Here is a 23,228-nt window from a genome sequence, read left to right as displayed (position 1 = left end):
TTTATCATTCCTCAGACTGATGTGACATTTTGGTTTTGTGATACAATAAAATAGAGAGGACGGTTACATGAGAAAATTTCAAATTTTTCTATTTATTGAAGCTTGTTTATTGACAGGAGCTCTGATTATGATGGTATCAGAGCATTTTTCCCGTTTTCTGCTGATCTTGCTCTTGTTTTTACTGCTGATTCGATACTATACTGGAAGACAGGGTAATAACTTCATATTAGTGGCAGTGAGCATCCTATTTTTCTTTATCATCATGCTCAATCCCTTTGTCATTCTAGCTGTTTTTGTGGCTCTGATTTACAGCCTATTCTTACTTTATCCTATGATGAACCAAGAAAAAGAAGATACCAATCTGATTTTTGAAGAAGTAGTGACGGTAAAGAGGGAGAAAAATCGCTGGTTTGGGAACCTTCATCACTTCTCAAGCTACCAGACTTGCCACTTTGATGATATCAATCTTTTTCGTCTTATGGGAAAAGATACCATTCATCTAGAGCACGTGATTTTGAGCAATCATGATAATGTCATCATCTTGAGAAAATTAATAGGCACAACCAGAATTATTGTACCAGTGGATGTGGAAGTCAGCCTTAGTGTTAATTCTTTGTATGGAGATTTAACCTTCTTTGATCAACCTAAACGTGCTTTACGCAATGAACAATTCCACCAAGAAACCAGAGATTATCTCAAGAGTCCAAAGAGTGTTAAGATTCTTTTGACAACTATGGTTGGAGATGTTGAGGTGGTGCGCGGATGAAAAAACAGCCCTATATTTTAATTGGTCTCACTTCATTCCTCTTTGTCGCCTTTCTATTTCGAAGCATTTTTAAGGTTCTGGATTTAGAGTGGAGCTCTCTTTTTCAGGACCTAGAAAAGACAGAAAAAATCGTGTTTCTGGCTTTGATGTTTAGTTTTGCCCTAGCCTTTTTGTTTGTCCTATTCTGGACAATGGTTGATGAAATTTCTAAAAGAAGAATACAAGCCAATCTCAAACGTCTGCTAGCTGGTAAAGATATTAAAAGCCTTGGAGATGCAGATTTAGACGCAAGTTTTAGAAACTTGTCAGGAAAGCTTGGTTTGTTGACAGAAGCTATCCAAAAAGCAGACAATCAGACCTTGGTCATGGAAGAAGAAATTGTTGAAAAGGAGCGCAAGCGAATCGCGCGTGACTTACATGATACGGTTAGTCAAGAAATTTTTGCTGCCCATATGATTTTATCAGGTCTTAGTCAGCAAGCTTCCAAATTAGACAGAGTGAAGATGCAGACACAACTTCAGAGTGTCACAGCTATTTTGGAAACTGCTCAAAGAGATTTGCGTATTCTACTCTTGCATTTGCGTCCTATTGAACTGGATCAAAAGAGTTTGGTGGAGGGGATTCAGATACTCCTTAAAGAACTAGAAGAAAAAAGTGATCTAAAGGTAAGCTTTAAATATCAGATAACTGCATTACCTAAAAAGATTGAAGAGCATATTTTCCGTATTGTCCAAGAATTGATTAGTAATACCCTTCGGCATGCGCAGGCCTCTTGTCTGGATGTATACCTTTATCAAACTGAAACTGAATTGCAGTTGAAGGTGACAGACGATGGTCGTGGTTTTCAAATAGATGATGGAGATGAACTGAGTTATGGTTTACGGAATATCAAAGAACGAGTGGAAGATATGGCTGGGACTATACAATTATTAACAGCGCCCAAGCAAGGGTTAGCTGTTGATATCCGTATTCCTTTGCTTGATTTGGATAAATAAGAGGAAGTAAGATGAAACTATTATTGGTAGATGACCACCAAATGGTACGTCTGGGTTTAAAAAGTTATTTTGAATTACAAGATGATGTAGAGGTTGTGGGAGAAGCAACTAATGGTGCGGAAGGAATTTCCATGGCTTTGGAGCTTCGTCCTGATGTGATTGTCATGGATATTGTCATGCCTGAAGTCAACGGGATTGATGCGACACTTGCTATTCTCAAAGAATGGCCAGAGGCTAAAATCTTGATCGTGACCTCTTACCTAGACAATGAAAAAATTATGCCGGTCTTGAATGCTGGAGCTAGGGGCTATATGCTCAAGACTTCGAGTGCAGATGAGTTGCTACACGCAGTTCGTAAGGTAGCAGCCGGTGAATTTGCTATTGAACAAGAGGTGAGCAAGAAGGTAGAATACCACCGTAATCACGTCGAACTACACGAGGACTTGACAGCTCGTGAACGGGATGTCCTTCAACTAATAGCTAAGGGCTATGAAAATCAGCGTATAGCTGATGAATTGTTTATCTCCCTCAAGACTGTTAAAACTCATGTTTCAAACATACTTGCTAAACTTCAGGTTAGTGACCGTACACAGGTAGCTGTTTATGCCTTTCAGCACCACTTGGTAGGCCCTGACGAATTTTAGAGAAGTTTGAAAGCAACTTAAGCATGGAGGAAAAGCGCATCCATTACTTGAAAAAATTCGCTACTATATGGTATAATGGACTGTATTAAAAATTTTAAGGAGAAATGACAGAATGTCTGTATCATTTGAAAACAAAGAAACAAACCGTGGTGTCTTGACTTTCACTATCTCTCAAGACCAAATCAAACCAGAATTGGACCGTGTATTTAACTCAGTAAAGAAAACTCTTAATGTTCCTGGTTTCCGTAAAGGTCACCTTCCACGTCCTATCTTCGACCAAAAATTTGGTGAAGAAGCACTTTACCAAGATGCAATGAACGCTCTTTTGCCAGATGCTTATGAAGCAGCTGTAAAAGAAGCTGGACTTGAAGTAGTTGCTCAACCAAAAATTGACGTAACTTCTATGGAAAAAGGTCAAGACTGGGTTATCACTGCAGAAGTTGTTACAAAACCTGAAGTTAAATTGGGTGAATACAAAAACCTTGAAGTATCAGTTGATGTAGATAAAGAAGTAACTGACGCTGATGTAGATGCACGTATCGAACGTGAACGCAACAACTTGGCAGAATTGGTAATCAAAGATGGTGCTGCTGAAGACGGTGACACTGTTGTTATCGACTTCGTTGGTTCTATCGACGGTGTTGAATTTGATGGTGGAAAAGGTGAAAACTTCTCACTTGGACTTGGTTCAGGACAATTCATCCCTGGATTTGAAGACCAATTGGTTGGACACTCAGCTGGTGAAACTGTTGACGTTATCGTAACATTCCCAGAAGACTACCAAGCAGAAGACCTTGCAGGTAAAGAAGCTAAATTCGTAACAACTATTCACGAAGTTAAAGCTAAAGAAGTTCCAGCACTTGATGATGAACTTGCAAAAGACATCGACGAAGAAGTTGAAACTCTTGACGAATTGAAAGAAAAATACCGCAAAGAATTGGCTGCTGCTAAAGAAGAAGCATACAAAGATGCCGTTGAAGGTGCAGCAATCGATAAAGCTGTAGAAAATGCTGAAATCGTTGAGCTTCCAGAAGAAATGATCCACGAAGAAGTTCACCGTTCAGTAAATGAATTCCTTGGCAACTTGCAACGTCAAGGTATCAACCCTGATATGTACTTCCAAATCACTGGAACTACTCAAGAAGACCTTCACAAACAATACGAAGCAGAAGCTGAGTCACGTACGAAGACTAACCTTGTTATCGAAGCAGTTGCGAAAGCTGAAGGATTTGACGCTACTGAAGAAGAAATCCAAAAAGAAATCGAGCAATTGGCTGCAGACTACAACATGGAAGTTGCTCAAGTACAAAGCTTGCTTTCAGCTGATATGTTGAAACACGATATCACAATCAAAAAAGCTGTTGAATTGATCACAAGCACTGCAACAGTAAAATAATCTGAAAAGATAAAAAGCCCACCGGATTCGGTGGGCTTTCTTGTGCTTTATTTTCCGAAAAATTCTTGAAGGTCATCCTGGCTAATTCCAATCATAGCTGGGATACTATACCAGTTGTCCTCGGTTAGAATGTAGGATTGCTGAGAATCAGTCTGATTAGAGGTTTCAAGAATAGGCTCATTTACTTCTTCAGAGCTTTTAGTTAAGTCGCTGAAACGTTCAATCAGATAGGTCTTGCGAGCTGTCCCGATGTGCTTGGTTGCATAGTCAAAGGCCTGAAGTTCACCAAGTAGGATGAGTTTGCTTTTGGCGCGAGTGATAGCAGTGTAGATGAGATTTCGCTCCAGCATGCGCTTGCTAGCACTGGTAATTGGCAGAATCACAACTGGAAACTCACTCCCCTGTGACTTATGGATACTCATAGCATAGGCCAGACGAATCTTGTACCATTCATTTCGAGGATAGGAAACCTCGTTGCCATCAAAATCGATCATGATTTCATCTTGTTTGGATTCAGTGTATTTTCCAGGAATCAGGTCTGTAATATAGCCTAAATCTCCATTAAAGATATTGATTTCAGCATCGTTGACTAGATGAATGACCTTATCGCCTGTGCGATAATGAAACTGACTTGCTTCAAAACTAATTTGTCCCTTTTGAAGAGGATTGAGCAGTTCTTGCATGAGTTGATTGATGGCATCAATCCCTGCTGTACCACGGTACATAGGAGCTAGAACTTGGATATCACGAGCAGAAATGCCACTTCTGATAGCAGCATCTAGGATTTTTTCAATGGTCGCAGGGATATGGTTACTAGCGATTTCAAAGTAGGAACGGTCTGCTTTTTTCTGAGTGAAATCTGCAGGTAAAATTCCCTGACGAATCTGACTAGCAAGGGTGACGATGGTTGATTCTTCGCTCTGACGGTAGATTCTTTCCAAGCGTGTTTGAGGAATGCTTGGAATTTGGAGTAAGTCAGCCAGGACTTGACCAGGGCTAACCGATGGCAGCTGGTCACTATCTCCGACAATGAGAATTTTACTGTTAGAGGAGATATTGGAGAAGAGTTGATTGGCTAGCCAGGTATCCACCATAGAGAACTCGTCTACAATGATAAAATCAGCATCTAGATAATCCTCCAAATGACTGGTATCGTCGTCTCCAGTCATCCCCAAGTGGCGGTGAATCGTTGCACTAGGCAAGCCTGTCAGTTCATTCATGCGACGTGCTGCACGACCGGTTGGAGCAGCAAGGAGAATCGGTAGACTACTTTTTTTCCGAAGGTCGAGCCCCTCTAATAGGGCATAAACACCAATAATCCCATTGATAACAGTGGTCTTACCTGTACCAGGTCCACCTGTCAGGATAAAGACCTTGTTTTGGATAGCGTCGCAGATAGCCTGCTTTTGAATGGCATCGTATTGGATGCCTAATTCCTTCTCAACAGTTGCGATATGCTCCTGGATAGTTTTTATTTCGTGTTTATTGAGGTCTTCTTTTTCAAGAATATGAATGAGGTGATTGTGAATTCCTTCTTCAGCGAAAAAGAGACTGTTGTCAAAGATTTTCGTATCAACCTGCTGAACTTTTTCTTCTTCAATGAGATTGGATAATTCTTGTGCAAGTTGACTGGGTTCTAATTCCACAGGTCGTGAGGATTCAAGTAGGGTTAGAGTCTTTTCTAATAGATCTCTGGCTTCAACATAAGTATTTCCACTTTCCATACATGCATTTAAAAGGCTATGAACAAGGCCAGCTCGAAAGCGTTCAGGTGCCTGACTTTCAATCCCCAATTCCTGCGCCAATTGGTCAGCGATGGTAAAGCCCAAACCCTTGATATCTTCTACCAACTGATAAGGATAATTTTCAACGATATCGATGGTTTCCTCTTTATAGGTATCCTGAATTTGAATAGCTAATTTATTAGGAATCCCGTAGTTTGCAAGCTTGGCCAAAACCATTTCTGTCCCGTAGTTGAGGCGAAGTGTAGAAACGAAGGCCTCACGACTTTTAGAAGATAGTCCTGAGATGGTTTCGAGTTTCTCAGGATGCTTCAGGATTTCATCAATGGTATTGTCTCCATAGAGTTCCACAATCTTTTGGGCAGTTTTGAGCCCAATCCCTTTGAAATGGCTACTTGAGAAATATTTGACCAAGCCCTTACTAGTTGGTTTTGCTCTTTCGTAACGGGTGATTTGGAGTTGTTCTCCGTATTTGGAGTGTTGGACAATTTGTCCCCAAAAAGTGTATTCTTCTCCCTCGATGACATCAGCCATGGTCCCTGTAACAATGATCTCGAAATCATCAAAGTCCTCAGCATTGGTGTCTTCGATATCTAGGAGGAGAATACGATAAAAATTACTGACATTTTCAAAAATAATACGTTCAATCGTACCTGTAAAATAGACTTCCATATAATTCCTTTACATTCATGAATGAAAATCATATCATTCAAAATAGAATGAGAAGAGGCTGAGATTAGTATTCTCGGCCTCTTAGTGATATTAGACTGTTCCGATACGTTTGAGTGGCCAGAAACGGAATTTTGCCTCTCCAATGATATCTTTTGCTTTAAAAGTACCAACATGTCGGCTATCACTAGATACCAGACGGTCATCACCAAGTAGGAGGTATTGCCCCTCTGGAACAGTGAAGGTGAAGCTAGTGTTGTAATTTACATCTAAGGTGAATGCTTGAGCTTTTTCAGCAAGACTTCTGAAGTACTCGCCTTTTTTCCCATCCCAACTATCTCCAGTATAAGTGCTTTGGAGTTTATCTTCTTTAAAGCGTTTGAGATACTCTGCTAGATAAGGTTCATCGGTTTCTTGTCCATTGATATAAAGCTTATCATTTTCATAACGAATAGTATCACCGGGTAATCCGATTACCCGTTTCACAATATCTTTATTTCCCTCATCTTCATGAGCAACCACAATATCAAAACGATTGATTGGGAGATGTTTAACCACAAAGAGGATTTCTCCATCTGCTAGAGTAGGGTCCATTGAGTGTCCTTCTACACGCACATTACTCCAGAGAAAGAGACGGCTGAGCCCTACTAGTGTGATAAGTAGGAAGATAACTCCCCACTCTTTTAAAAACGATTTTAAATATTTCATAATTTACCTTTCTAGCATTTTTTTTGCTTTTTCAGTATTTTTAAAGTGTAGTTTGGCGCAGAAGTTGAGTCCCTGCATACCATAAGCACGAAGGATTTGACTAGCTACCTTATCAGAAGCGGTCCCTGCCCCACTAGGAAGTTTGTAGCCTAACTCTCGGCCTAGATTTTCAAGATTTTCTAGGAAGAGGTCACGCGCGATGATGGAGCTAACTGCTACAGCCAAGTATTTGCTTTCAGCTTTTTCCTCAAGTGTAACTGGATTTGAGAAATGATTGGCTTCATTTTTTAAGTACTTCTCATAGTTTTGAGCACTCGTAAAGGCATCAATAACAATCTTTTCTGGCTGGACTCCCTTTTGAAGGAGGAGAAAAATTGCTTGATTATGGAGAGCCACTTTGACAGAAACAGCATTGTAGCGCTCTCCAATGACTTCGTTATACTTACTTGGTGAAAGAAGCAAGGCTTGATGCTGGATCTTTTCCTTAAGAAGGGGAGCAATCTGACGAATTTTTCGGTCTGTCAGTGTTTTGGAATCCCCTACACCGAGTTTTCGTAAAAAATCATGCTGGTCAGGAGTCACAAAGGATGCTACAACAGCTAGACCACCGAAGTAGGAACCATTTCCGACCTCATCTGTTCCGATCAAAGGGAAATCTTGCCCGCTAGTAACTTGTGCTACTTGATACCCAAAAAAGCTGGCATAGTTTTCAGCGGCTTCACCTTGCAAGAGAACTTTCCCAGATGTATAGATGGAAACACTGGCTTGGGGAAGTTTGAAAAAGTAGCGAATATAAGAATTTTTACTAGGAGCGAGAGCTTGCTCATGCTTTTGAACAAAAACTTGAATTTCCTTTTCACTCGGTGTTAATGTGATACTTGCCATAGTCTCTATTGTACCATAAAAGCAGTAGAATTGGTTAAAACTGACAAACTTAGTGAAATTTGGTATAATATCGTGAGGTGAATTTTATGGCAAATTTAAATCGATTCAAGTTTACATTTGGGAAAAAAACATTAACGCTGACAACTGAACATGACAATCTTTTCATGGAGGAGATTGCGAAAGTTGCAACGGAAAAATATGAAGCAATCAAAGAACAAATGCCTGAAGCTGATGATGAAACAGTAGCTATACTTTTAGCGGTCAACTGCTTATCAACCCAGCTAAGCCGTGAGATCGAGTTTGATGATAAGGAGCAAGAGTTAGAATCACTCCGTTATAAAGTAGTTGCGGCTAAACAAGAACAGAGCAAGATTGAGGACTCTCTATGATTTCCATCCTACTCTTAATAATCCTTGCTTGGGGCTTTTATATTGGCTATCGCAGAGGAATCGTATTACAAGCATTTTATCTTGTGGCGACGATTGTTTCCGCTTATTTAGCAAGCAAGTCTTACCAGTCTTTAGGACAGAAGTTCAACTTGTTAATCCCTTATGCCAATCCCCAGGAAGGACAGGGAACTTTCTTTTTCCCATCCAATCAACTTTTCCAATTGGATAAGGTTTTTTATGCGGGTATCGGTTTCCTCTTGGCCTTTACAGTCTTTTATTGCATCAGTCGTTTGCTTGGTCTTTTTGTAAACCTGGTGCCAACTAAGATACTTGATGGGAAATACTACCGTATCGGTGCGGGTGTGCTATCAGTCGGTGTGACCTTGTTTGTCCTCCAGATGATGCTAACGATTCTCGCGACTGTGCCATTACAAATTGTTCAAAATTCACTTGAAAATAGCTTTGTAGCTAGACATATCATCCAAAGCATTCCATTCACAACCAGTTTGATTAAGCAGCTTTGGGTTACCAAATTAATCGGATAAAAAGGGCGGGAACTATTCCTAGCCTTTTGTTTACAATTTCAAAAGTAAGAGATTGATTTAAAAACTTGAAAATGACAAAAAGCCATAACTTTTTTACTAAGGAAATGAAATGAATACAAAAATACTAGAAACGTTAGAATTTAACAAGGTCAAAGCTCTATTTGAACCCCATCTTTTGACGGAGCAGGGACTAGAGCAGTTAAAAGAACTTACTCCAACGGATAAAGGTGACAAGATAAAACAAGCTTTTGCAGAGATGCAGGAGATGCAGGAGCTTTTTGTGGAGCATCCTCACTTCAGCATTTCAGCAACAAAAGATATTGCTGCAACCTGCAAACGTTTGGAGATGGGGGCTGACCTTAATATCGAGGAAATTCTCCTTCTCAAACGTGTCATATTTGCCAGTCGTGAATTGAAAAACTTCTATGACAATCTTGAAAATGTACGCTTGGATCACCTAGCAAATTGGTTTGAGAAACTTCATGATTTCCCACATCTGCAAGGTAACCTTCAAGCCGTCAATGAAGCAGGATTTATTGAGAATTTTGCCAGTGAAGAACTCGCACGAATCCGCCGGAAAATCCATGACAGTGAGAGCCAAGTTCGTGATGTCTTGCAAGACCTTCTCAAGCAGAAGGCGCAGATGTTGACAGAAGGGATTGTCGCTAGTAGAAATGGTCGCCAAGTTCTTCCAGTTAAAAATACCTATCGGAACAAGATTGCTGGGGTCGTTCACGATATTTCTGCCAGTGGGAACACAGTTTATATTGAACCTCGTGAAGTAGTTAAGCTAAGCGAGGAAATTGCTAGTCTTCGTGCAGATGAACGCTATGAGATGATGCGTATCCTTCAAGAACTCTCTGAACGAGTAAGACCGCATTCGGCTGAAATTGCCAATGATGCCTGGATTATTGGACGTTTGGATTTGATTCGCGCCAAGGTACGTTTTATCCAAGAAACCGGAGCAGTAGTACCTCAAGTCTCTGAGGAACAGGAAATCCAACTCCTCCATGTTTGCCATCCTTTGGTTAAGAATGCTGTCGCAAATGATGTGCACTTTGGGAAGGATTTGACAGCTATCGTCATCACCGGTCCTAATACGGGTGGTAAGACCATCATGCTGAAGACCTTAGGATTGACGCAAGTCATGGCTCAGTCTGGACTGCCAATTTTAGCTGACAAAGGTAGTCGTGTTGGGATTTTCGAGGAGATTTTTGCAGATATCGGAGATGAACAATCCATCGAGCAAAGTCTCTCAACCTTCTCAAGTCATATGACCAATATCGTAGATATTCTTGGTAAAGTTAACCAAAACTCGCTCTTGTTACTAGATGAGCTTGGAGCAGGTACAGATCCCCAAGAAGGGGCTGCTCTTGCCATGTCTATCTTAGAAGACTTGCGTTTGCGTCAGGTTAAGACCATGGCAACCACTCACTATCCTGAACTCAAGGCCTACGGGATTGAAACAGCCTATGTTCAGAATGCCAGCATGGAGTTTGACACAGCTAGCTTGCGCCCAACTTATCGCTTTATGCAAGGAGTTCCAGGTCGAAGTAATGCCTTTGAGATTGCCAAACGTCTAGGATTGTCGGATGTCATTGTAGGTGACGCTAGTAAGCAAATTAACCAAAACAATGATGTCAATCGTATCATTGAGCAGTTGGAAGAGCAGACACTCGAAAGCCACAAACGTCTTGAGAATATTCGCCAAGTCGAGCAAGAGAACCTCAAGATGAATCGTGCGCTTAAAAAACTCTACAACGAGCTTAATCGTGAGAAGGAAACAGAACTCAATAAGGCGCGTGAACAAGCTGCAGAGATTGTTGAATTGGCACTCTCTGAGAGTGACGATATCTTAAAAAATCTTCACAGTAAATCTCAACTGAAACCACATGAAATTATCGAAGCCAAGGCTAAGCTCAAGAAGTTAGCACCTGAAAAAGTTGACCTTTCTAAAAATAAGGTCCTCCAAAAAGCCAAGAAAAAACGAGCTCCAAAAGTTGGAGATGACATCATCGTTTTAAGCTATGGTCAACGGGGTACCTTGACCAATCAACTCAAGGATGGTCGTTGGGAGGCTCAGGTTGGCTTGATTAAGATGACGCTTGAAGAAAAAGAATTTGACTTGGTTCAAGCTCAGCAAGAAGCACCAGTCAAGAAAAAACAAGTCAACGTTGTCAAACTTGCAGGTGGGAAAGGTCCACAGGCTCGACTAGACCTTCGTGGCAAACGCTACGAGGAAGCCATGGAAGCCTTAGACGCTTTTATCGATCAAGCCCTGCTCAACAACATGGCTCAAGTAGATATCATCCATGGTATCGGTACAGGAGTCATTCGTGAAGGTGTAACTAAGTACCTCCAAAGAAACAAGCAGGTCAAGAGCTTTGGCTATGCACCACAAAATGCAGGTGGAAGTGGAGCTACTATCGTAACCTTTAAGGGTTAGAGTAAGGATAGTTGAAAACATCAATAAAACTTTCTGAAAACAATTGACAAGAGTTGCTTTTTCTTGTAAAATAAGTAAAAATTAAATACAACACCGAATGAAGTTTAATAGAAGTGGAAATTCCTTTAACTTCCATGACTGTAAATGGACGGAACTCTGGAGAGACCGTAAAGGCACCGAAGGGGCAAGGCAGGCAACTGCTCAAACTCTCAGGTAAAAGGACAGAGCAATGATAGAGCGCTTTTTGGCATTTATCGATGCATTCCAGAGTACATGTTAGTAAACATGTGCTCTTTCTTTTGGGGTTGAATATATAGGAGAATGGTATGTTAAGTTTGCTAAAAGAGCTGGATGCTCTAGTATGGGGACCACCCCTTTTGATCTTATTGGTTGGTACAGGAATATATTTAACTCTTCGTTTAGGACTTTTACAGATTTTGCGTCTTCCTAAGGCATTTCAACTTATTTTTACTAAGGATAAGGGGCATGGGGATGTATCGAGTTTCGCGGCCTTGTGCACAGCCCTCGCAGCAACTGTTGGTACAGGAAACATCATCGGGGTGGCAACAGCTATCAAGGTCGGTGGCCCAGGGGCCCTCTTTTGGATGTGGATGGCTGCTTTCTTTGGAATGGCAACCAAGTTTGCTGAAGGATTACTTGCTATCAAATACCGGACCAAGGATGACCATGGAGCTGTTGCGGGAGGACCGATGCACTATATTCTTCTGGGGATGGGAGAAAAATGGCGCCCTCTTGCTATCTTCTTTGCTATAGCTGGAGTATTGGTTGCACTTTTGGGAATCGGTACTTTTACCCAGGTGAATTCCATTACAGAATCCGTTCAAAATACAGCTAGTATTGATCCGGCAATTACTGCGATTGTTTTATCTATTTTTGTAGGGATCGCGGTCTTTGGTGGACTCAAGTCCATTTCTAAGGTATCAACTACAGTTGTTCCTTTTATGACCATTATCTATATATTGGGAACCTTGACAGTCATTTTCTTTAATATAGATAAAGTACCGGCAACACTTTCATTGGTTTTTACATCAGCTTTCAGCCCAGTAGCTGCAGTGGGAGGATTTGCAGGAGCTAGTGTTCGGATGGCTATCCAAAATGGTGTGGCGCGTGGGGTTTTCTCAAATGAGTCTGGATTGGGATCAGCTCCGATTGCGGCCGCAGCAGCTAAGACAAATGAACCGGTGGAGCAAGGTTTGATTTCCATGACAGGAACCTTTATTGATACCTTAATTATCTGTACTTTGACTGGTCTGACAATCTTGGTGACTGGAGTTTGGAATGGTAATTTAGACGGGGTTGCCCTTACTCAGTCCGCTTTCTCAACAGTCTTTTCATATTTTGGTCCAGCTCTTTTAACAATTTTCTTGGTGCTTTTTGCCTTTACAACGATTTTGGGCTGGAATTATTATGGAGAGCGTTGCTTTGAGTTTCTATTTGGTGTTCGCTTTATCTGGCTTTATCGAGTGGTCTTTGTTGCCATGGTCTTACTAGGAGGATTCATCGAGTTGGATATGGTCTGGGTCATTGCGGATATCGTCAATGCCCTCATGGCTCTACCAAACTTGATTGCTATCTTGGCCTTATCACCAGTCGTTATCGCTGAGACCAAGAAGTATTTTGCTAAATAAGCTAATCACACATTATGTGTGATTTTTTATTTTCATAAAGAAATCCTATCAAGACAATTAAAAATATATATTATCCAAGAGAGAAATTCTGTGATAGACTAAGTGTCAAGAAAATGAAAAGAGGTCCCTTATGACAACATTTACCATCCATACAGTAGAATCAGCACCAGCAGAAGTCAAAGATGTTCTTGAAACGGTTCAAAAAGATAATAATGGCTACATTCCCAACCTCATCGGACTTTTGGCAAATGCTCCAACAGCTTTAGAAACTTATCGTACTGTAGGTGCTATTAACCGTCGCAATAGTTTAACACCCGTAGAGCACGAAGTAGTCCAAATCACAGCAGCTGTAACCAACGGTTGTGCCTTCTGTGTGGCTGGACATACAGCCTTTTCTATCAAGCAAATCCAGATGAATGATGATCTTCTCCAAGCCCTTCGTAATCGCACTCCGATTGAGGCAGATCCTAAGTTAGATACCCTTGCCAAATTTACCTTGGCAGTCATTAATACCAAAGGACGCGTAGGTGATGAAGCACTCGGAGAGTTTTTGGAAGCTGGCTACACGCAAGAAAATGCCTTAGATGTCGTTCTTGGTGTGAGTTTGGCGACCCTCTGCAACTATGATAATAACTTAGCTAACACGCCGATTAACCCAGAGTTGCAACCTTATGCCTAAACCATAAAAAGAATGGAGTCTGAGAGGTTCGGACTCCATTTTTGTATGCTTTTTTAATGGTTTTTATGATATACTGATAATAACATTATTATTGGAGATTCACATGAAAAAACTTCCCTTAGCTTTTTCAGGTTGTTTATTGGGCTTAGCTGGTGCAGGCAATCTCATCTTGGATACTTTTCCGCTATTGTCCCACGTCTTTAGTTTGTCAGGATTGATTCTATGGATCTATTTTCTAGTAAGTCACCTCAGTCATTGGCAAGAAAGTAAGCAAGAGTTGAAGAAAGCCCCTCTTTTATCAGGTATGGCGACCTTTCCAATGGCAGGGATGATTTTATCGACCTATTTACTACGGACTCTACCAGTTAACTTGAACTTCATTGCGCAGGTTCTCTGGTGGTTTGCCTTTCTACTGGATGCAGGCTTAATCATCTACTTTACTATCAATTACGTACAAGCTAAACCAAGGACGAGCGCAACGCCAAGTTGGACGGTTCTTTATGTGGGAATCGCAGTGGCAAGCTTGACCTACCCAGTAGTGGGGATAGTGGGGATTGCCTATGGAGCTTGGATTTTTGGCTTTATCTTAACCCTTATCCTTTATCCTCTCATTTATCAAGATTTGAAAAGAAATCCATTGCCACTAGCTTTGCTGGGACAAGAAGGAATCTATTGTGCTCCATTTTCTCTACTGTTGGCAGCACTGGTTCGGATAGGAGGTCCAGACCTTCCTAGCTGGATTTTGCTAGTCATGGTCCTTGCATCGCAGGCTTTCTTTTTCTTTGTCCTTAGTCGCTTGCCAAGAATTTTAAAACAGGGCTTCCAACCAGCCTTTTCAGCCCTAACTTTCCCAACCATTATCACAGCAACTTCACTGAAAATGGCCCAGGGCATCCTACAGTTTCCAGCTCTTAACCTCCTCGTTTGGTTAGAAACGATCATTTGTTTAACAATCCTTGTCTACGTATTAGTAGAATATGTAAGATATTTAAGAAACTAAAAGACCCCCTAGCACGGAGAAGTGAGATGAAGAAAGGTGCAGACCTATAACGGTGTAAGGGATAGATAGAATAAATAAATACTAATAAAGAGAGTGTGTAAAATGAACCATAAGATTGCAATTTTATCAGACATTCATGGCAACACGACAGCCTTAGCTGGAGTGCTTGAGGACGCTAAAAATTTGGGAGCGACTGAATATTGGCTTCTGGGAGATATTTTTCTTCCTGGACCGGGAGCAAATGACTTGGTGGCTCTTTTGAAAGACCTTCCCATTACAGCATCTGTTCGAGGAAACTGGGATGATTGTGTGTTAGAGGCTTTAGATGGGCAATATGGTTTAGAGGATCCCCAAGAAATCCAACTTATGCGATTGACCCGATATCTGATGGAGCGTCTAAACCCAGAGCATATTGATTGGTTGAGAAATCTACCTATGGTAGCCAAGAAAGAAGTAGAAGGCTTGCGCTTTTCTCTTTCACATAATTTACCTGAGAAAAATTATGGTGGTGATTTGCTGGTTGAAAATGATACCGAAAAATTTGACCAGTTACTTGATGAAACTACTGATGTAGCCGTCTATGGTCATGTTCACAAGCAGTTGCTTCGCTATGGTAGTCAAGGTCAACAAATCATCAATCCAGGTTCGATTGGTATGCCTTATTTTAATTGGGAAGGGCTGAAAAATCACCGAGCCCAGTATGCCTTGCTTGAAGTTGAAAATGGTGAAATGGTCAATATCCAATTTCGTAAGGTTGCTTATGATTATGAAGCAGAGCTAGAATCAGCTAAGGCCAAAGGTCTTCCTTTTATCGAAATGTATGAAGAATTACGACGTGAGGACAACTATCAAGGCCATAATAGAGATTTGTTAGCTAGTTTAATTGAAAAGCATGGATATGTCGAGGATGTCAAGAATTATTTTGATTTTTTGTAAAAGGTGCTTTAACGAACAAATACTAAATAAAACGATTGGATTAGCCAATCGTTTTAATATATCTTATTGTAATTGAGATTGATCTGGTAAGTAAGAACCACCGAGGTAGGTCTTGCTGAGTTTCTCAAGGGTTCCATCTTGGTAGAGTTCTTTGAGGATCTTGTCGAATTGCTCTTTAAATTCTTTTTGGTCACTTGAGAAGATGATGTAGTTGTTTGGATTGTCGTTGCTTTCCAAGTCAACTACGTTCAAGTCTAAACCTCGGTCTTGGATAATCTTTTGAACATTTTCGATAAATTTAATATAGATTTTAAAAATAGTGAACTCAATGAGCTTTTTAGCTTCAATAATTCGGTAAATGTTTGACAATAAAATTATTTTATTTTAAAATATAGGTATCATAAAACTATTTAAAGGAGATAGTCATGAAAAAACTTCTTACTGCTGGCCTTGTGCTCTTATCAGTTGCAACTTTAGCAGCTTGTGGAAATAAATCTTCTGATTCTGCAAGTAAAGTTTCAAGCACGACTGAACAAACATCAGCTTCATCACAAACAGATAACTCAAAGACAAACACATCTGAAGTTACTCTTCTAACAGATGAAGAAATTGACAACGCTAAAACAATTGGAGATATGAAAACTCTTTTTGGTAAGTTGATTGACGGCTATAAGAAATATGTTGAAGAAATCGGTAACAAAGTTCCTGAGGCTCAAAAAGATGCTTATAAACAACAAGTGGAGCCTGCTCTTAACTCACTAGAAACTTCAAGAAAGGCATTTAATGATGGCTTGTCAAGCGCAGGTTCTGACGATACAGAAATTCCTGCAGAAGCACGTAATGTCTTTCTCCAACAGTTGAAGACTGCACGTGATGGCATGAAACAAGCGATTGAATCTGCAAGTAAAATTGTTTCAGCGCAATAATATGAGCAAAGTAGGCGAGTAATCGTCTACTTTTTCTTATGCAGAAAGTCTCTATTATGAATGTAGTGCTAGTTAGGCGGTTGAAAAGCTTGTGATTTTTACTTAAGAGATGGGATAAAGATCTCTACTTATGAAAAAACTCTGCAAGCTCTTTCAGAATGTGGTAAAATGGAAGCAGTAGAAATAGAAAAGGAACTTGCTTATGAAATTTCTTGAGTTAAATAAAAAACGTCATGCGACTAAGCATTTTATTGATAAACCTGTCGATCCGAAGGATGTTCGTACAGCTATTGAAATCGCAACCTTGGCACCAAGTGCCCACAACAGCCAGCCTTGGAAATTCGTCGTGGTTCGTAAGAAAAATGCTGAATTAGCAAAATTGGCTTACGGTGCAAACTATGAGCAAGTAGCATCTGCACCTGTAACGATTGCCTTGTTTACAGATACAGACTTAGCTAAACGTGCTCGCAAGATTGCCCGTACTGGTGGTGCCAACAATTTCTCAGAAGAGCAACTTCAGTACTTCTTGAAAAATCTTCCAGCTGAGTTTGAGCGTTACAGCGATCAACAAGTTAGTGACTACTTGGCTCTTAATGCAGGACTAGTAGCTATGAACTTGGTCCTTGCACTGACTGACCAGGGAATTGGTTCAAACATTATCCTTGGTTTTGACAAATCAAAAGCCAATGAAGTCTTGGAAATCGAAGAACGTTTCCGTCCAGAACTTTTGATCACAGTTGGTTACACAGATGAGAAGTTAGAACCAAGCTACCGCTTGCCAGTAGATGAAATTATCGAGAAGAGATAGGGAGAAAAAATGACAGTTATTGATTTTACAGCAGAAGTAGAAAAACGCAAAGAAGACCTCTTGGCTGACTTGTTTAGCCTTTTAGAAATCAACTCAGAACGTGATGATAGCAAGGCAGATGCGCAACATCCATTTGGACCTGGTCCAGTAAAAGCCTTGGAGAAATTCCTTGAAATCGCAGACCGTGACGGATACTCAACAAAAAATGTCGACAACTATGCCGGACATTTCGAGTTTGGTGAAGGAGAAGAAGTTCTCGGAATCTTTGCCCACATGGACGTAGTGCCAGCAGGTAGTGGTTGGGACACTGACCCTTACACTCCAACTATCAAAGATGGTCGTCTTTATGCGCGTGGTGCTTCTGATGACAAGGGACCAACTACAGCATGTTACTATGGTTTGAAAATCATCAAAGAATTGGGACTTCCAACTTCTAAGAAAGTTCGTTTCATCGTCGGAACTGACGAAGAGTCAGGTTGGGCAGATATGGACTACTACTTTGAGCATGTAGGACTTGCAAAACCAGACTTTGGCTTCTCTCCAGATGCTGAATTCCCTATCATCAATGGTGAAAAAGGAAATATCACAGAATACCTTCACTTTGCTGGTGAAAATACTGGTGCAGCACGTCTTCACAGCTTTACAGGTGGTTTGCGTGAAAACATGGTACCTGAATCAGCAACTGCAGTCGTTTCAGGTGACTTAGCTGACTTGCAAGGGAAACTAGACGCCTTTGTTGCAGAGCACAAACTCAGAGGAGAAATTCAAGAAGAAAACGGTCAGTACAAGGTGACTGTAATTGGTAAATCAGCTCATGGTGCTATGCCTGCTTCAGGTGTCAATGGTGCGACTTATCTCGCTCTCTTCCTCAGCCAATTTGCTTTTGAAGGACCTGCAAAAGACTACATCGATATTGCTGGTAAGATTCTCTTGAATGACCACGAAGGCAAGAATTTGAAGGTTGCTCATGTAGATGAAAAAATGGGTGCCCTTTCTATGAATGCGGGTGTCTTCCGCTTTGATGAAACAAGTGCTGACAATACTATTGCCCTCAATTTCCGTTATCCAAAAGGAACAAGCCCAGAGCAAATCAAGTCAGTTCTTGAAAGCTTGCCTGTTGCTTCAGTTAGCCTTTCTGAGCATGGTCACACTCCTCACTATGTGCCAATGGAAGATCCACTTGTTCAAACCTTGTTGAATGTTTACGAAAAACAAACAGGTCTTCAAGGTCACGAACAAGTCATCGGTGGAGGAACATTTGGACGTCTATTAGAGCGTGGTGTAGCCTACGGTGCTATGTTCCCAGATTCTATCGATACTATGCACCAGGCTAATGAATTTATCGCCTTGGACGATCTTTTCCGTGCAGCAGCCATCTACGCTGAAGCTATCTATGAATTGATCAAATAATGATCTAGAAGTCTGAGATTTTATGCTTGGACTTCTTTTTGGAGGGAAACAGATGTCTCAAATCGAAAAAATCAAGCAAGCCATCATGGCGGATCCACAGAATGCCAGCTATACTGAGCAAGGCATCGAGCCACTATTTGCAGCACCAAAAACAGCTCGTATCAATATCATTGGGCAAGCTCCTGGACTCAAAACTCAAGAAGCAGGACTTTACTGGAAGGATAAAAGTGGTGACCGCTTGCGAGAGTGGCTAGGTGTGGATGAAGATACGTTTTATAATTCAGGTTACTTTGCAGTCATGCCTATGGATTTCTACTTTCCAGGACATGGGAAATCGGGTGACCTACCACCTCGTCCAGGTTTTGCAGAAAAATGGCACCCAAAACTTTTGAAGGAGTTGCCAGATATTCAATTAACCCTCTTGATTGGCCAGTATGCTCAGGCTTATTATCTGCATGAAAAGGTCAGTGGTAAGGTAACGGATCGTGTGCATCGCTTTAAGGATTATTTGCCTGATTATTTCCCTTTGGTGCATCCGTCACCACGCAACCAAATCTGGATGAAAAAAAATCCTTGGTTTGAAGAAGAAGTTCTACCTGATTTGAAGACTATAGTCAAAAAGATTCTTGGAGAAACAAAATGAAAGAAATTACTTTTAACGATTTTTACCAGCTTTATCAGAAAGAGTCACTTTCTGTGCTGGATGTGAGAGAAGTAGAGGAATTTGAGGCTCTTCATTTAGAAGGTGCTCGTAATTTCCCTCTCAGTCAACTGGCTGATACTTATAAACAACTGGAAAAAGACCAACTTTACTACGTGATTTGTAAATCAGGAATGCGTTCAGCACGCGCTTGTCAATTTTTAGCAGAACAAGGCTATGAGGTTACAAATGTCCAAGGTGGCATGGATGCCTTAGAATAAGAAAAACTCCCTTTGAGACTGAAATAGAAAAGGTCTCGAAGGGAATTATTTTGCTCTAAAATTCCGAAAATTGAAAACATTTTAGAATTATTTCGAGATAGCCTTTTCATGCCTTTAAACATGTTATACTAAGAAAGTATTTTAATTTTATAAGGAGAGTTTATGACTAAAAAAGGTGCTTTAACAGGATTACTTCTGTTTGGAATATTTTTTGGAGCAGGTAACTTGATTTTCCCTCCAACTCTAGGCGCACAGTCTGGAGAAAACTTCCTTCCTGCCATTGCAGGATTTGTATTTTCAGGTGTTGGGATTGCCGTCCTAACTTTGATTATTGGGACCCTTAATCCTAAGGGTTATATCTATGAGATTTCTAAGAAAATTTCTCCATGGTTTGCGACGATTTATCTTGCAGCTTTGTACTTGTCGATTGGTCCATTCTTTGCCATTCCACGTACAGCAACAACATCGTTTGAAGTCGGTATTAGTCCCCTTCTAGCTGAAGCAGATAAGGGTTTAGATTTGATTATCTTTACCATTCTCTACTTTGTTGCAGCCTATTTAATCGCCCTTAATCCTTCAAAGATTTTGGATCGTATTGGACGAATCTTGACTCCAGTATTTGCGATTTTGATTGTTGTTCTGGTTATCCTTGGGGCCTTTAAATATGGTGGGAACGCACCGCAAGCAGCATCAGGTGCCTATCAAACTTCGGCCTTTGGTGCAGGCTTCCTTGAGGGATACAATACACTTGATGCGCTTGCTTCTGTTGCCTTTAGTGTTATCGCTGTTCAAACCTTGAAACAGCTTGGATTTTCAAGTAAGAAAGAATACATTTCAACTATTTGGGTTGTTGGAATCGTTGTGACTCTTGGATTTAGTGCTCTCTATATCGGGTTAGGATTCTTAGGCAATCATTTCCCAGTAACTGCTGAAGCAATGCAAGGAGGAACTCCAGGAGTTTATATCTTGTCACAAGCAACACAAGAAATATTTGGTTCGATAGCGCAATTTTTCCTTGCAGTCATGGTAACTGTGACTTGTTTCACAACGACTGTAGGCTTGATTGTATCAACAGCTGAATTCTTCAACGACCGCTTCCCACAAATCAGCTACAAGGTTTATGCGACTGTCTTTACCTTGATTGGTTTTGCTATCGCAAACCTTGGATTGAGTGCTATTATCAAATACTCAGTTCCAGTACTAGTTGTCTTGTATCCAATCACGATTGCTATTGTCATGATTGTGATTGTTAACAAATTTATCGCCCTTTCTAAACCAGGTATGCAGTTGACTGTTGGACTTGTCACTGCCATTGCTATTGCCAGTGTTTTAGGATCTACATTTAAGATTGACTTTCTTGCAAATATCGTTAACGCGCTACCATTCGCGGATGCCTCTCTACCATGGTTAGTGCCAGCAATTGTTGGAATCTTACTTTCTCTCGTTCTTCCAAATAAACAAGAAAGTGAAGCCTTTGAAATGGAATAATAAAAAACCTTGGCATTAGCCGAGGTTTTTTATTATTGAAAATGACAATTAGTTAGTTTTTTCAGTATATCCAAGATCTTTTAACATTTTCTCAGAGGCGCTAAAGCTAACACTGTCACCAATACCAGAGTATTCATCTGGTAAGGCTTTTTTAAGTTCGTCAAGACTTGCAACTGTGAAGTCAATTTCAGTATGTTGAACGACTTTTCCGTCTTTAATCTCAATGCTATGGGTAACACCTTTAAGACCTTCATAACCTTTATAAGCTTCTTCAACGGATGTTTTGAGTTTTTCTGCAGTAGTACCGATAGCTTCTGGGTCATAGACGTTATGACCTGAATGTTTCAATACGTTATCTCCATCTACAGTATAGGTTAAAGTAGAATTAAGATCACTATGAGTATCATTTACAAAGGTCACTGTTTTTACTTCAGATTTCTTTTCTGTAGTTTCAGCCTCAGTAGTTTTTACTTCACTTGTCTCTGCTTTTGAAGAGTTAGAAGCTGTTGATGATTGTTTAGAACATCCCAACAAGAATGCCAACGGTAAGGCTAAGAGAAGCGTCATTTTGAAATATTTGTTCATATTTTTTCCTTTCATCATAAGAACTACTTTTATTTCACCATAATTTCCTTTCGTTATCAAAGTATTTCAGTTTTTCCTTTTTACACATACTAAAATGGGAAAAGTGATATAATGGTAGCAAGAGGTGAAGAAATGAATCAAACTGTAGAATATATTAAAGAACTAACTGCTATCGCGTCGCCAACAGGTTTTACGCGTGAAATTACCAATTATTTGGTTGAGACGCTTGAAAAGCTTGGATATCAACCTGTCCGTACTGCTAAAGGTGGTGTCAATGTAACAATCAAAGGTCAAAACGACGAACAACAGCGTTATGTGACTGCCCATGTAGATACTTTGGGAGCTATCGTTCGTGCTATTAAACCAGACGGTCGCCTCAAAATGGACCGTATTGGAGGCTATCCTTGGAATATGATTGAAGGTGAAAACTGTACGGTCCATGTGGCTAGTACAGGAAAAACAGTTTCAGGTACGATTTTGATCCACCAAACTTCTTGCCATGTATACAAGGATGCGGGGACAGCTGAACGTACGCAGGACAATATGGAAGTACGTTTGGACGAAAAAGTAACCAATGATAAGGAAACACGCACACTCGGTATCGAAGTTGGAGATTTTATCAGCTTTGACCCTCGAACAATCGTAACTGATACAGGCTTTATCAAGTCTCGTCATTTGGATGACAAGGTGAGTGCAGCTATTCTCCTCAATCTCCTTAAAGTCTATAAAGAAGAAGGGATTGAGCTTCCAGTTACTACTCATTTTGCCTTTTCAGTCTTTGAAGAAGTGGGGCATGGGGCTAACTCAAGTATTCCAAGTCAAGTTGTCGAATATCTAGCAGTAGATATGGGAGCAATGGGAGATGACCAACAGACAGATGAGTACACAGTGTCTATCTGTGTCAAAGATGCTTCAGGTCCTTATCACTACGAGTTCCGCCAACACTTGGTAGCTCTAGCAAAAGAGCAAGACATTCCATTTAAACTAGATATCTATCCATTTTACGGTTCGGATGCTTCTGCAGCTATGTCAGCTGGAGCAGAAGTCAAACACGCTCTTCTTGGTGCAGGTATTGAGTCTAGTCACTCTTACGAGCGGACTCATGTTGATTCTGTAGTGGCTACTGAGCGTATGGTAGATGCTTATCTTAAGAGTGACTTGGTAAACTAAAATGTGCTTGATTTGTGATCGAATTGAATTGATTAAGGCAGGGGAAAATCCCTACTTTGTAAAAGAACTGGAAACAGGCTATGTTGTCATCGGAGACCACCAGTATTTTGAAGGCTACACTCTTTTTCTAGTCAAGGAACATGTCACAGAATTACATCATCTACATCCAACTGTCAAACTCCGCTTTTTAGAGGAAATGAGTCTGGTTCAGGAAGCTGTCTCTAAGGCTTTTTCTGCTGAAAAGATGAATGTAGAGTTGTTGGGAAATGGAGACGCTCATGTTCACTGGCATATTTTTCCAAGACGAGCTGGTGATATGAAGGGACACGGACTTAATGGGCGTGGTCCAGTCTGGTGGGTTCCTTGGGAAGAAATGGCAGCAGAAGATTGCCAAGTGCAACCAAAACAATTACAAAACTTAATCCAATTGTTATCTGTTGAATTGGATAAAGTTATCATATGAGAGGATAA

The 23,228-nt window shown here is 40.6% G+C and carries 23 protein-coding genes, 1 pseudogene and 1 riboswitch; of the genes and pseudogenes, 19 read left to right on the top strand and 5 right to left on the bottom strand.

Features of this window, described 5'->3' with window-relative positions:
• The first annotated feature begins 67 nt into the window (after positions 1-67).
• The 4 genes from liaF to tig all read left to right on the top strand — a co-directional run bounded on the left by liaF (position 68) and on the right by tig (position 3,801).
• On the top strand, positions 68-766 hold the full coding sequence (gene liaF, locus ACXYSK_RS05105) for a cell wall-active antibiotics response protein LiaF (RefSeq protein ID WP_458625281.1): 699 nt from the start codon (positions 68-70) through the stop codon (positions 764-766).
• Positions 763-1,761 (top strand): envelope stress sensor histidine kinase LiaS, encoded by a 999-nt coding sequence (locus ACXYSK_RS05100; protein ID WP_458625280.1) that lies wholly within the window; start codon positions 763-765, stop codon positions 1,759-1,761. Before liaF ends, ACXYSK_RS05100 begins: the two co-directional genes overlap by 4 nt.
• Before the next feature lie 11 nt (positions 1,762-1,772).
• Positions 1,773-2,405 carry a response regulator gene (locus tag ACXYSK_RS05095; RefSeq protein WP_414254389.1) on the top strand — a complete coding sequence of 211 codons (633 nt, stop codon included), beginning with the start codon at positions 1,773-1,775 and terminating at the stop codon, positions 2,403-2,405.
• A gap of 112 nt (positions 2,406-2,517) precedes the next feature.
• Positions 2,518-3,801, top strand: a complete 1,284-nt coding sequence (tig, locus tag ACXYSK_RS05090; protein WP_235083854.1) for a trigger factor — start codon at positions 2,518-2,520, stop codon at positions 3,799-3,801.
• A gap of 47 nt (positions 3,802-3,848) precedes the next feature.
• Here the strand turns inward: tig and recD2 are convergent, their stop codons facing one another.
• The 3 genes from recD2 to rnhC all read right to left on the bottom strand — a co-directional run bounded on the left by recD2 (position 3,849) and on the right by rnhC (position 7,805).
• Positions 3,849-6,215 carry an SF1B family DNA helicase RecD2 gene (gene recD2 / locus ACXYSK_RS05085; protein WP_458625279.1) on the bottom strand — a complete coding sequence of 789 codons (2,367 nt, stop codon included), beginning with the start codon at positions 6,213-6,215 and terminating at the stop codon, positions 3,849-3,851.
• 90 nt (positions 6,216-6,305) lie between these two features.
• Positions 6,306-6,920 (bottom strand): signal peptidase I, encoded by a 615-nt coding sequence (lepB, locus tag ACXYSK_RS05080; protein ID WP_458625278.1) that lies wholly within the window; start codon positions 6,918-6,920, stop codon positions 6,306-6,308.
• 3 nt (positions 6,921-6,923) lie between these two features.
• Positions 6,924-7,805 (bottom strand): ribonuclease HIII, encoded by an 882-nt coding sequence (gene rnhC / locus ACXYSK_RS05075; protein WP_458625277.1) that lies wholly within the window; start codon positions 7,803-7,805, stop codon positions 6,924-6,926.
• Between the two features lie 86 nt (positions 7,806-7,891).
• Between rnhC and zapA the strand changes: the two genes are divergently transcribed.
• From zapA to ACXYSK_RS05040, 7 genes are all read left to right on the top strand, one after another.
• Positions 7,892-8,194: a cell division protein ZapA gene (gene zapA / locus ACXYSK_RS05070; protein ID WP_314943483.1), complete on the top strand. Its 303-nt coding sequence runs from the start codon at positions 7,892-7,894 to the stop codon at positions 8,192-8,194.
• A complete protein-coding gene (locus tag ACXYSK_RS05065) occupies positions 8,191-8,739 on the top strand; it encodes a CvpA family protein (RefSeq protein ID WP_458625276.1) in 549 nt (182 codons plus the stop codon). The genes zapA and ACXYSK_RS05065 overlap by 4 nt, the downstream gene beginning before the upstream one ends.
• A gap of 109 nt (positions 8,740-8,848) precedes the next feature.
• Positions 8,849-11,185, top strand: a complete 2,337-nt coding sequence (locus ACXYSK_RS05060; protein ID WP_458625275.1) for an endonuclease MutS2 — start codon at positions 8,849-8,851, stop codon at positions 11,183-11,185.
• Between the two features lie 146 nt (positions 11,186-11,331).
• A riboswitch (glycine riboswitch) is annotated at positions 11,332-11,420 on the top strand.
• A 91-nt stretch (positions 11,421-11,511) separates the two neighbouring features.
• Positions 11,512-12,834 carry an alanine/glycine:cation symporter family protein gene (locus ACXYSK_RS05055; RefSeq protein WP_458625274.1) on the top strand — a complete coding sequence of 441 codons (1,323 nt, stop codon included), beginning with the start codon at positions 11,512-11,514 and terminating at the stop codon, positions 12,832-12,834.
• A 130-nt stretch (positions 12,835-12,964) separates the two neighbouring features.
• The gene (locus ACXYSK_RS05050; protein WP_458625273.1) at positions 12,965-13,513 is read left to right on the top strand and encodes a carboxymuconolactone decarboxylase family protein; all 549 of its coding nucleotides are present in this window, start codon (positions 12,965-12,967) and stop codon (positions 13,511-13,513) included.
• 103 nt (positions 13,514-13,616) lie between these two features.
• Positions 13,617-14,513 carry a TDT family transporter gene (locus ACXYSK_RS05045; RefSeq protein WP_458625272.1) on the top strand — a complete coding sequence of 299 codons (897 nt, stop codon included), beginning with the start codon at positions 13,617-13,619 and terminating at the stop codon, positions 14,511-14,513.
• Positions 14,514-14,615: 102 nt separating this feature from the next.
• The gene (locus tag ACXYSK_RS05040; protein WP_458625271.1) at positions 14,616-15,449 is read left to right on the top strand and encodes a metallophosphoesterase family protein; all 834 of its coding nucleotides are present in this window, start codon (positions 14,616-14,618) and stop codon (positions 15,447-15,449) included.
• Positions 15,450-15,512: 63 nt separating this feature from the next.
• On the opposite strand, the pseudogene ACXYSK_RS05035 reads toward ACXYSK_RS05040, so the two are convergent.
• A pseudogene (locus ACXYSK_RS05035) lies at positions 15,513-15,737 on the bottom strand (amino acid ABC transporter substrate-binding protein); the annotation flags it as partial.
• A gap of 137 nt (positions 15,738-15,874) precedes the next feature.
• Here ACXYSK_RS05035 and ACXYSK_RS05030 point away from each other — a divergent pair.
• From ACXYSK_RS05030 to brnQ, 6 genes are all read left to right on the top strand, one after another.
• Entirely contained in the window at positions 15,875-16,375 is a 501-nt protein-coding gene (locus tag ACXYSK_RS05030) for a hypothetical protein (protein WP_458625270.1), read from the top strand.
• Positions 16,376-16,577: 202 nt separating this feature from the next.
• A complete protein-coding gene (locus ACXYSK_RS05025) occupies positions 16,578-17,183 on the top strand; it encodes a nitroreductase family protein (protein WP_235083860.1) in 606 nt (201 codons plus the stop codon).
• A gap of 9 nt (positions 17,184-17,192) precedes the next feature.
• Positions 17,193-18,593 carry a dipeptidase PepV gene (gene pepV / locus ACXYSK_RS05020; protein ID WP_458625269.1) on the top strand — a complete coding sequence of 467 codons (1,401 nt, stop codon included), beginning with the start codon at positions 17,193-17,195 and terminating at the stop codon, positions 18,591-18,593.
• 52 nt (positions 18,594-18,645) lie between these two features.
• Positions 18,646-19,236 (top strand): uracil-DNA glycosylase family protein, encoded by a 591-nt coding sequence (locus ACXYSK_RS05015; RefSeq protein WP_458625268.1) that lies wholly within the window; start codon positions 18,646-18,648, stop codon positions 19,234-19,236.
• A complete protein-coding gene (locus ACXYSK_RS05010) occupies positions 19,233-19,514 on the top strand; it encodes a rhodanese-like domain-containing protein (protein ID WP_458625267.1) in 282 nt (93 codons plus the stop codon). Before ACXYSK_RS05015 ends, ACXYSK_RS05010 begins: the two co-directional genes overlap by 4 nt.
• 162 nt (positions 19,515-19,676) lie before the next feature.
• Positions 19,677-21,002 (top strand): branched-chain amino acid transport system II carrier protein, encoded by a 1,326-nt coding sequence (gene brnQ, locus ACXYSK_RS05005; protein ID WP_458625266.1) that lies wholly within the window; start codon positions 19,677-19,679, stop codon positions 21,000-21,002.
• Positions 21,003-21,050: 48 nt separating this feature from the next.
• Here the strand turns inward: brnQ and ACXYSK_RS05000 are convergent, their stop codons facing one another.
• Positions 21,051-21,587: a DUF1307 domain-containing protein gene (locus ACXYSK_RS05000; protein WP_458625265.1), complete on the bottom strand. Its 537-nt coding sequence runs from the start codon at positions 21,585-21,587 to the stop codon at positions 21,051-21,053.
• Positions 21,588-21,719: 132 nt separating this feature from the next.
• Between ACXYSK_RS05000 and ACXYSK_RS04995 the strand changes: the two genes are divergently transcribed.
• Together ACXYSK_RS04995 and ACXYSK_RS04990 are read left to right on the top strand one after the other, a co-directional pair.
• A complete protein-coding gene (locus ACXYSK_RS04995; RefSeq protein ID WP_235083866.1) occupies positions 21,720-22,757 on the top strand; it encodes a M42 family metallopeptidase in 1,038 nt (345 codons plus the stop codon).
• Position 22,758: 1 nt separating this feature from the next.
• The gene (locus ACXYSK_RS04990) at positions 22,759-23,220 is read left to right on the top strand and encodes an HIT family protein (RefSeq protein WP_441348499.1); all 462 of its coding nucleotides are present in this window, start codon (positions 22,759-22,761) and stop codon (positions 23,218-23,220) included.
• The last annotated feature ends 8 nt before the right edge of the window (positions 23,221-23,228 follow it).

The sequence above is a fragment of the Streptococcus sp. V919 genome, from assembly GCF_054353475.1.
This window is presented reverse-complemented; position numbering and strand designations above follow the sequence as displayed.

Excerpts from the sequence above, each read along its gene's own strand:
- ACXYSK_RS05000 (WP_458625265.1), bottom strand. The coding sequence starts at position 21,587 with ATGAACAAATATTTCAAAATGACGCTTCTCTTAGCCTTACCGTTGGCA.
- brnQ (WP_458625266.1), top strand. The coding sequence starts at position 19,677 with ATGACTAAAAAAGGTGCTTTAACAGGATTACTTCTGTTTGGAATATTT.
- ACXYSK_RS05015 (WP_458625268.1), top strand. The coding sequence starts at position 18,646 with ATGTCTCAAATCGAAAAAATCAAGCAAGCCATCATGGCGGATCCACAG.
- ACXYSK_RS05010 (WP_458625267.1), top strand. The coding sequence starts at position 19,233 with ATGAAAGAAATTACTTTTAACGATTTTTACCAGCTTTATCAGAAAGAG.
- rnhC (WP_458625277.1), bottom strand. The coding sequence starts at position 7,805 with ATGGCAAGTATCACATTAACACCGAGTGAAAAGGAAATTCAAGTTTTT.
- zapA (WP_314943483.1), top strand. The coding sequence starts at position 7,892 with ATGGCAAATTTAAATCGATTCAAGTTTACATTTGGGAAAAAAACATTA.
- ACXYSK_RS05050 (WP_458625273.1), top strand. The coding sequence starts at position 12,965 with ATGACAACATTTACCATCCATACAGTAGAATCAGCACCAGCAGAAGTC.
- ACXYSK_RS05095 (WP_414254389.1), top strand. The coding sequence starts at position 1,773 with ATGAAACTATTATTGGTAGATGACCACCAAATGGTACGTCTGGGTTTA.
- ACXYSK_RS05055 (WP_458625274.1), top strand. The coding sequence starts at position 11,512 with ATGTTAAGTTTGCTAAAAGAGCTGGATGCTCTAGTATGGGGACCACCC.
- ACXYSK_RS05065 (WP_458625276.1), top strand. The coding sequence starts at position 8,191 with ATGATTTCCATCCTACTCTTAATAATCCTTGCTTGGGGCTTTTATATT.
- ACXYSK_RS04995 (WP_235083866.1), top strand. The coding sequence starts at position 21,720 with ATGAATCAAACTGTAGAATATATTAAAGAACTAACTGCTATCGCGTCG.
- ACXYSK_RS05025 (WP_235083860.1), top strand. The coding sequence starts at position 16,578 with ATGAAATTTCTTGAGTTAAATAAAAAACGTCATGCGACTAAGCATTTT.
- ACXYSK_RS05100 (WP_458625280.1), top strand. The coding sequence starts at position 763 with ATGAAAAAACAGCCCTATATTTTAATTGGTCTCACTTCATTCCTCTTT.
- ACXYSK_RS05040 (WP_458625271.1), top strand. The coding sequence starts at position 14,616 with ATGAACCATAAGATTGCAATTTTATCAGACATTCATGGCAACACGACA.
- lepB (WP_458625278.1), bottom strand. The coding sequence starts at position 6,920 with ATGAAATATTTAAAATCGTTTTTAAAAGAGTGGGGAGTTATCTTCCTA.
- ACXYSK_RS05030 (WP_458625270.1), top strand. The coding sequence starts at position 15,875 with ATGAAAAAACTTCTTACTGCTGGCCTTGTGCTCTTATCAGTTGCAACT.
- ACXYSK_RS05060 (WP_458625275.1), top strand. The coding sequence starts at position 8,849 with ATGAATACAAAAATACTAGAAACGTTAGAATTTAACAAGGTCAAAGCT.
- pepV (WP_458625269.1), top strand. The coding sequence starts at position 17,193 with ATGACAGTTATTGATTTTACAGCAGAAGTAGAAAAACGCAAAGAAGAC.
- liaF (WP_458625281.1), top strand. The coding sequence starts at position 68 with ATGAGAAAATTTCAAATTTTTCTATTTATTGAAGCTTGTTTATTGACA.
- tig (WP_235083854.1), top strand. The coding sequence starts at position 2,518 with ATGTCTGTATCATTTGAAAACAAAGAAACAAACCGTGGTGTCTTGACT.
- ACXYSK_RS05045 (WP_458625272.1), top strand. The coding sequence starts at position 13,617 with ATGAAAAAACTTCCCTTAGCTTTTTCAGGTTGTTTATTGGGCTTAGCT.
- recD2 (WP_458625279.1), bottom strand. The coding sequence starts at position 6,215 with ATGGAAGTCTATTTTACAGGTACGATTGAACGTATTATTTTTGAAAAT.
- ACXYSK_RS04990 (WP_441348499.1), top strand. The coding sequence starts at position 22,759 with ATGTGCTTGATTTGTGATCGAATTGAATTGATTAAGGCAGGGGAAAAT.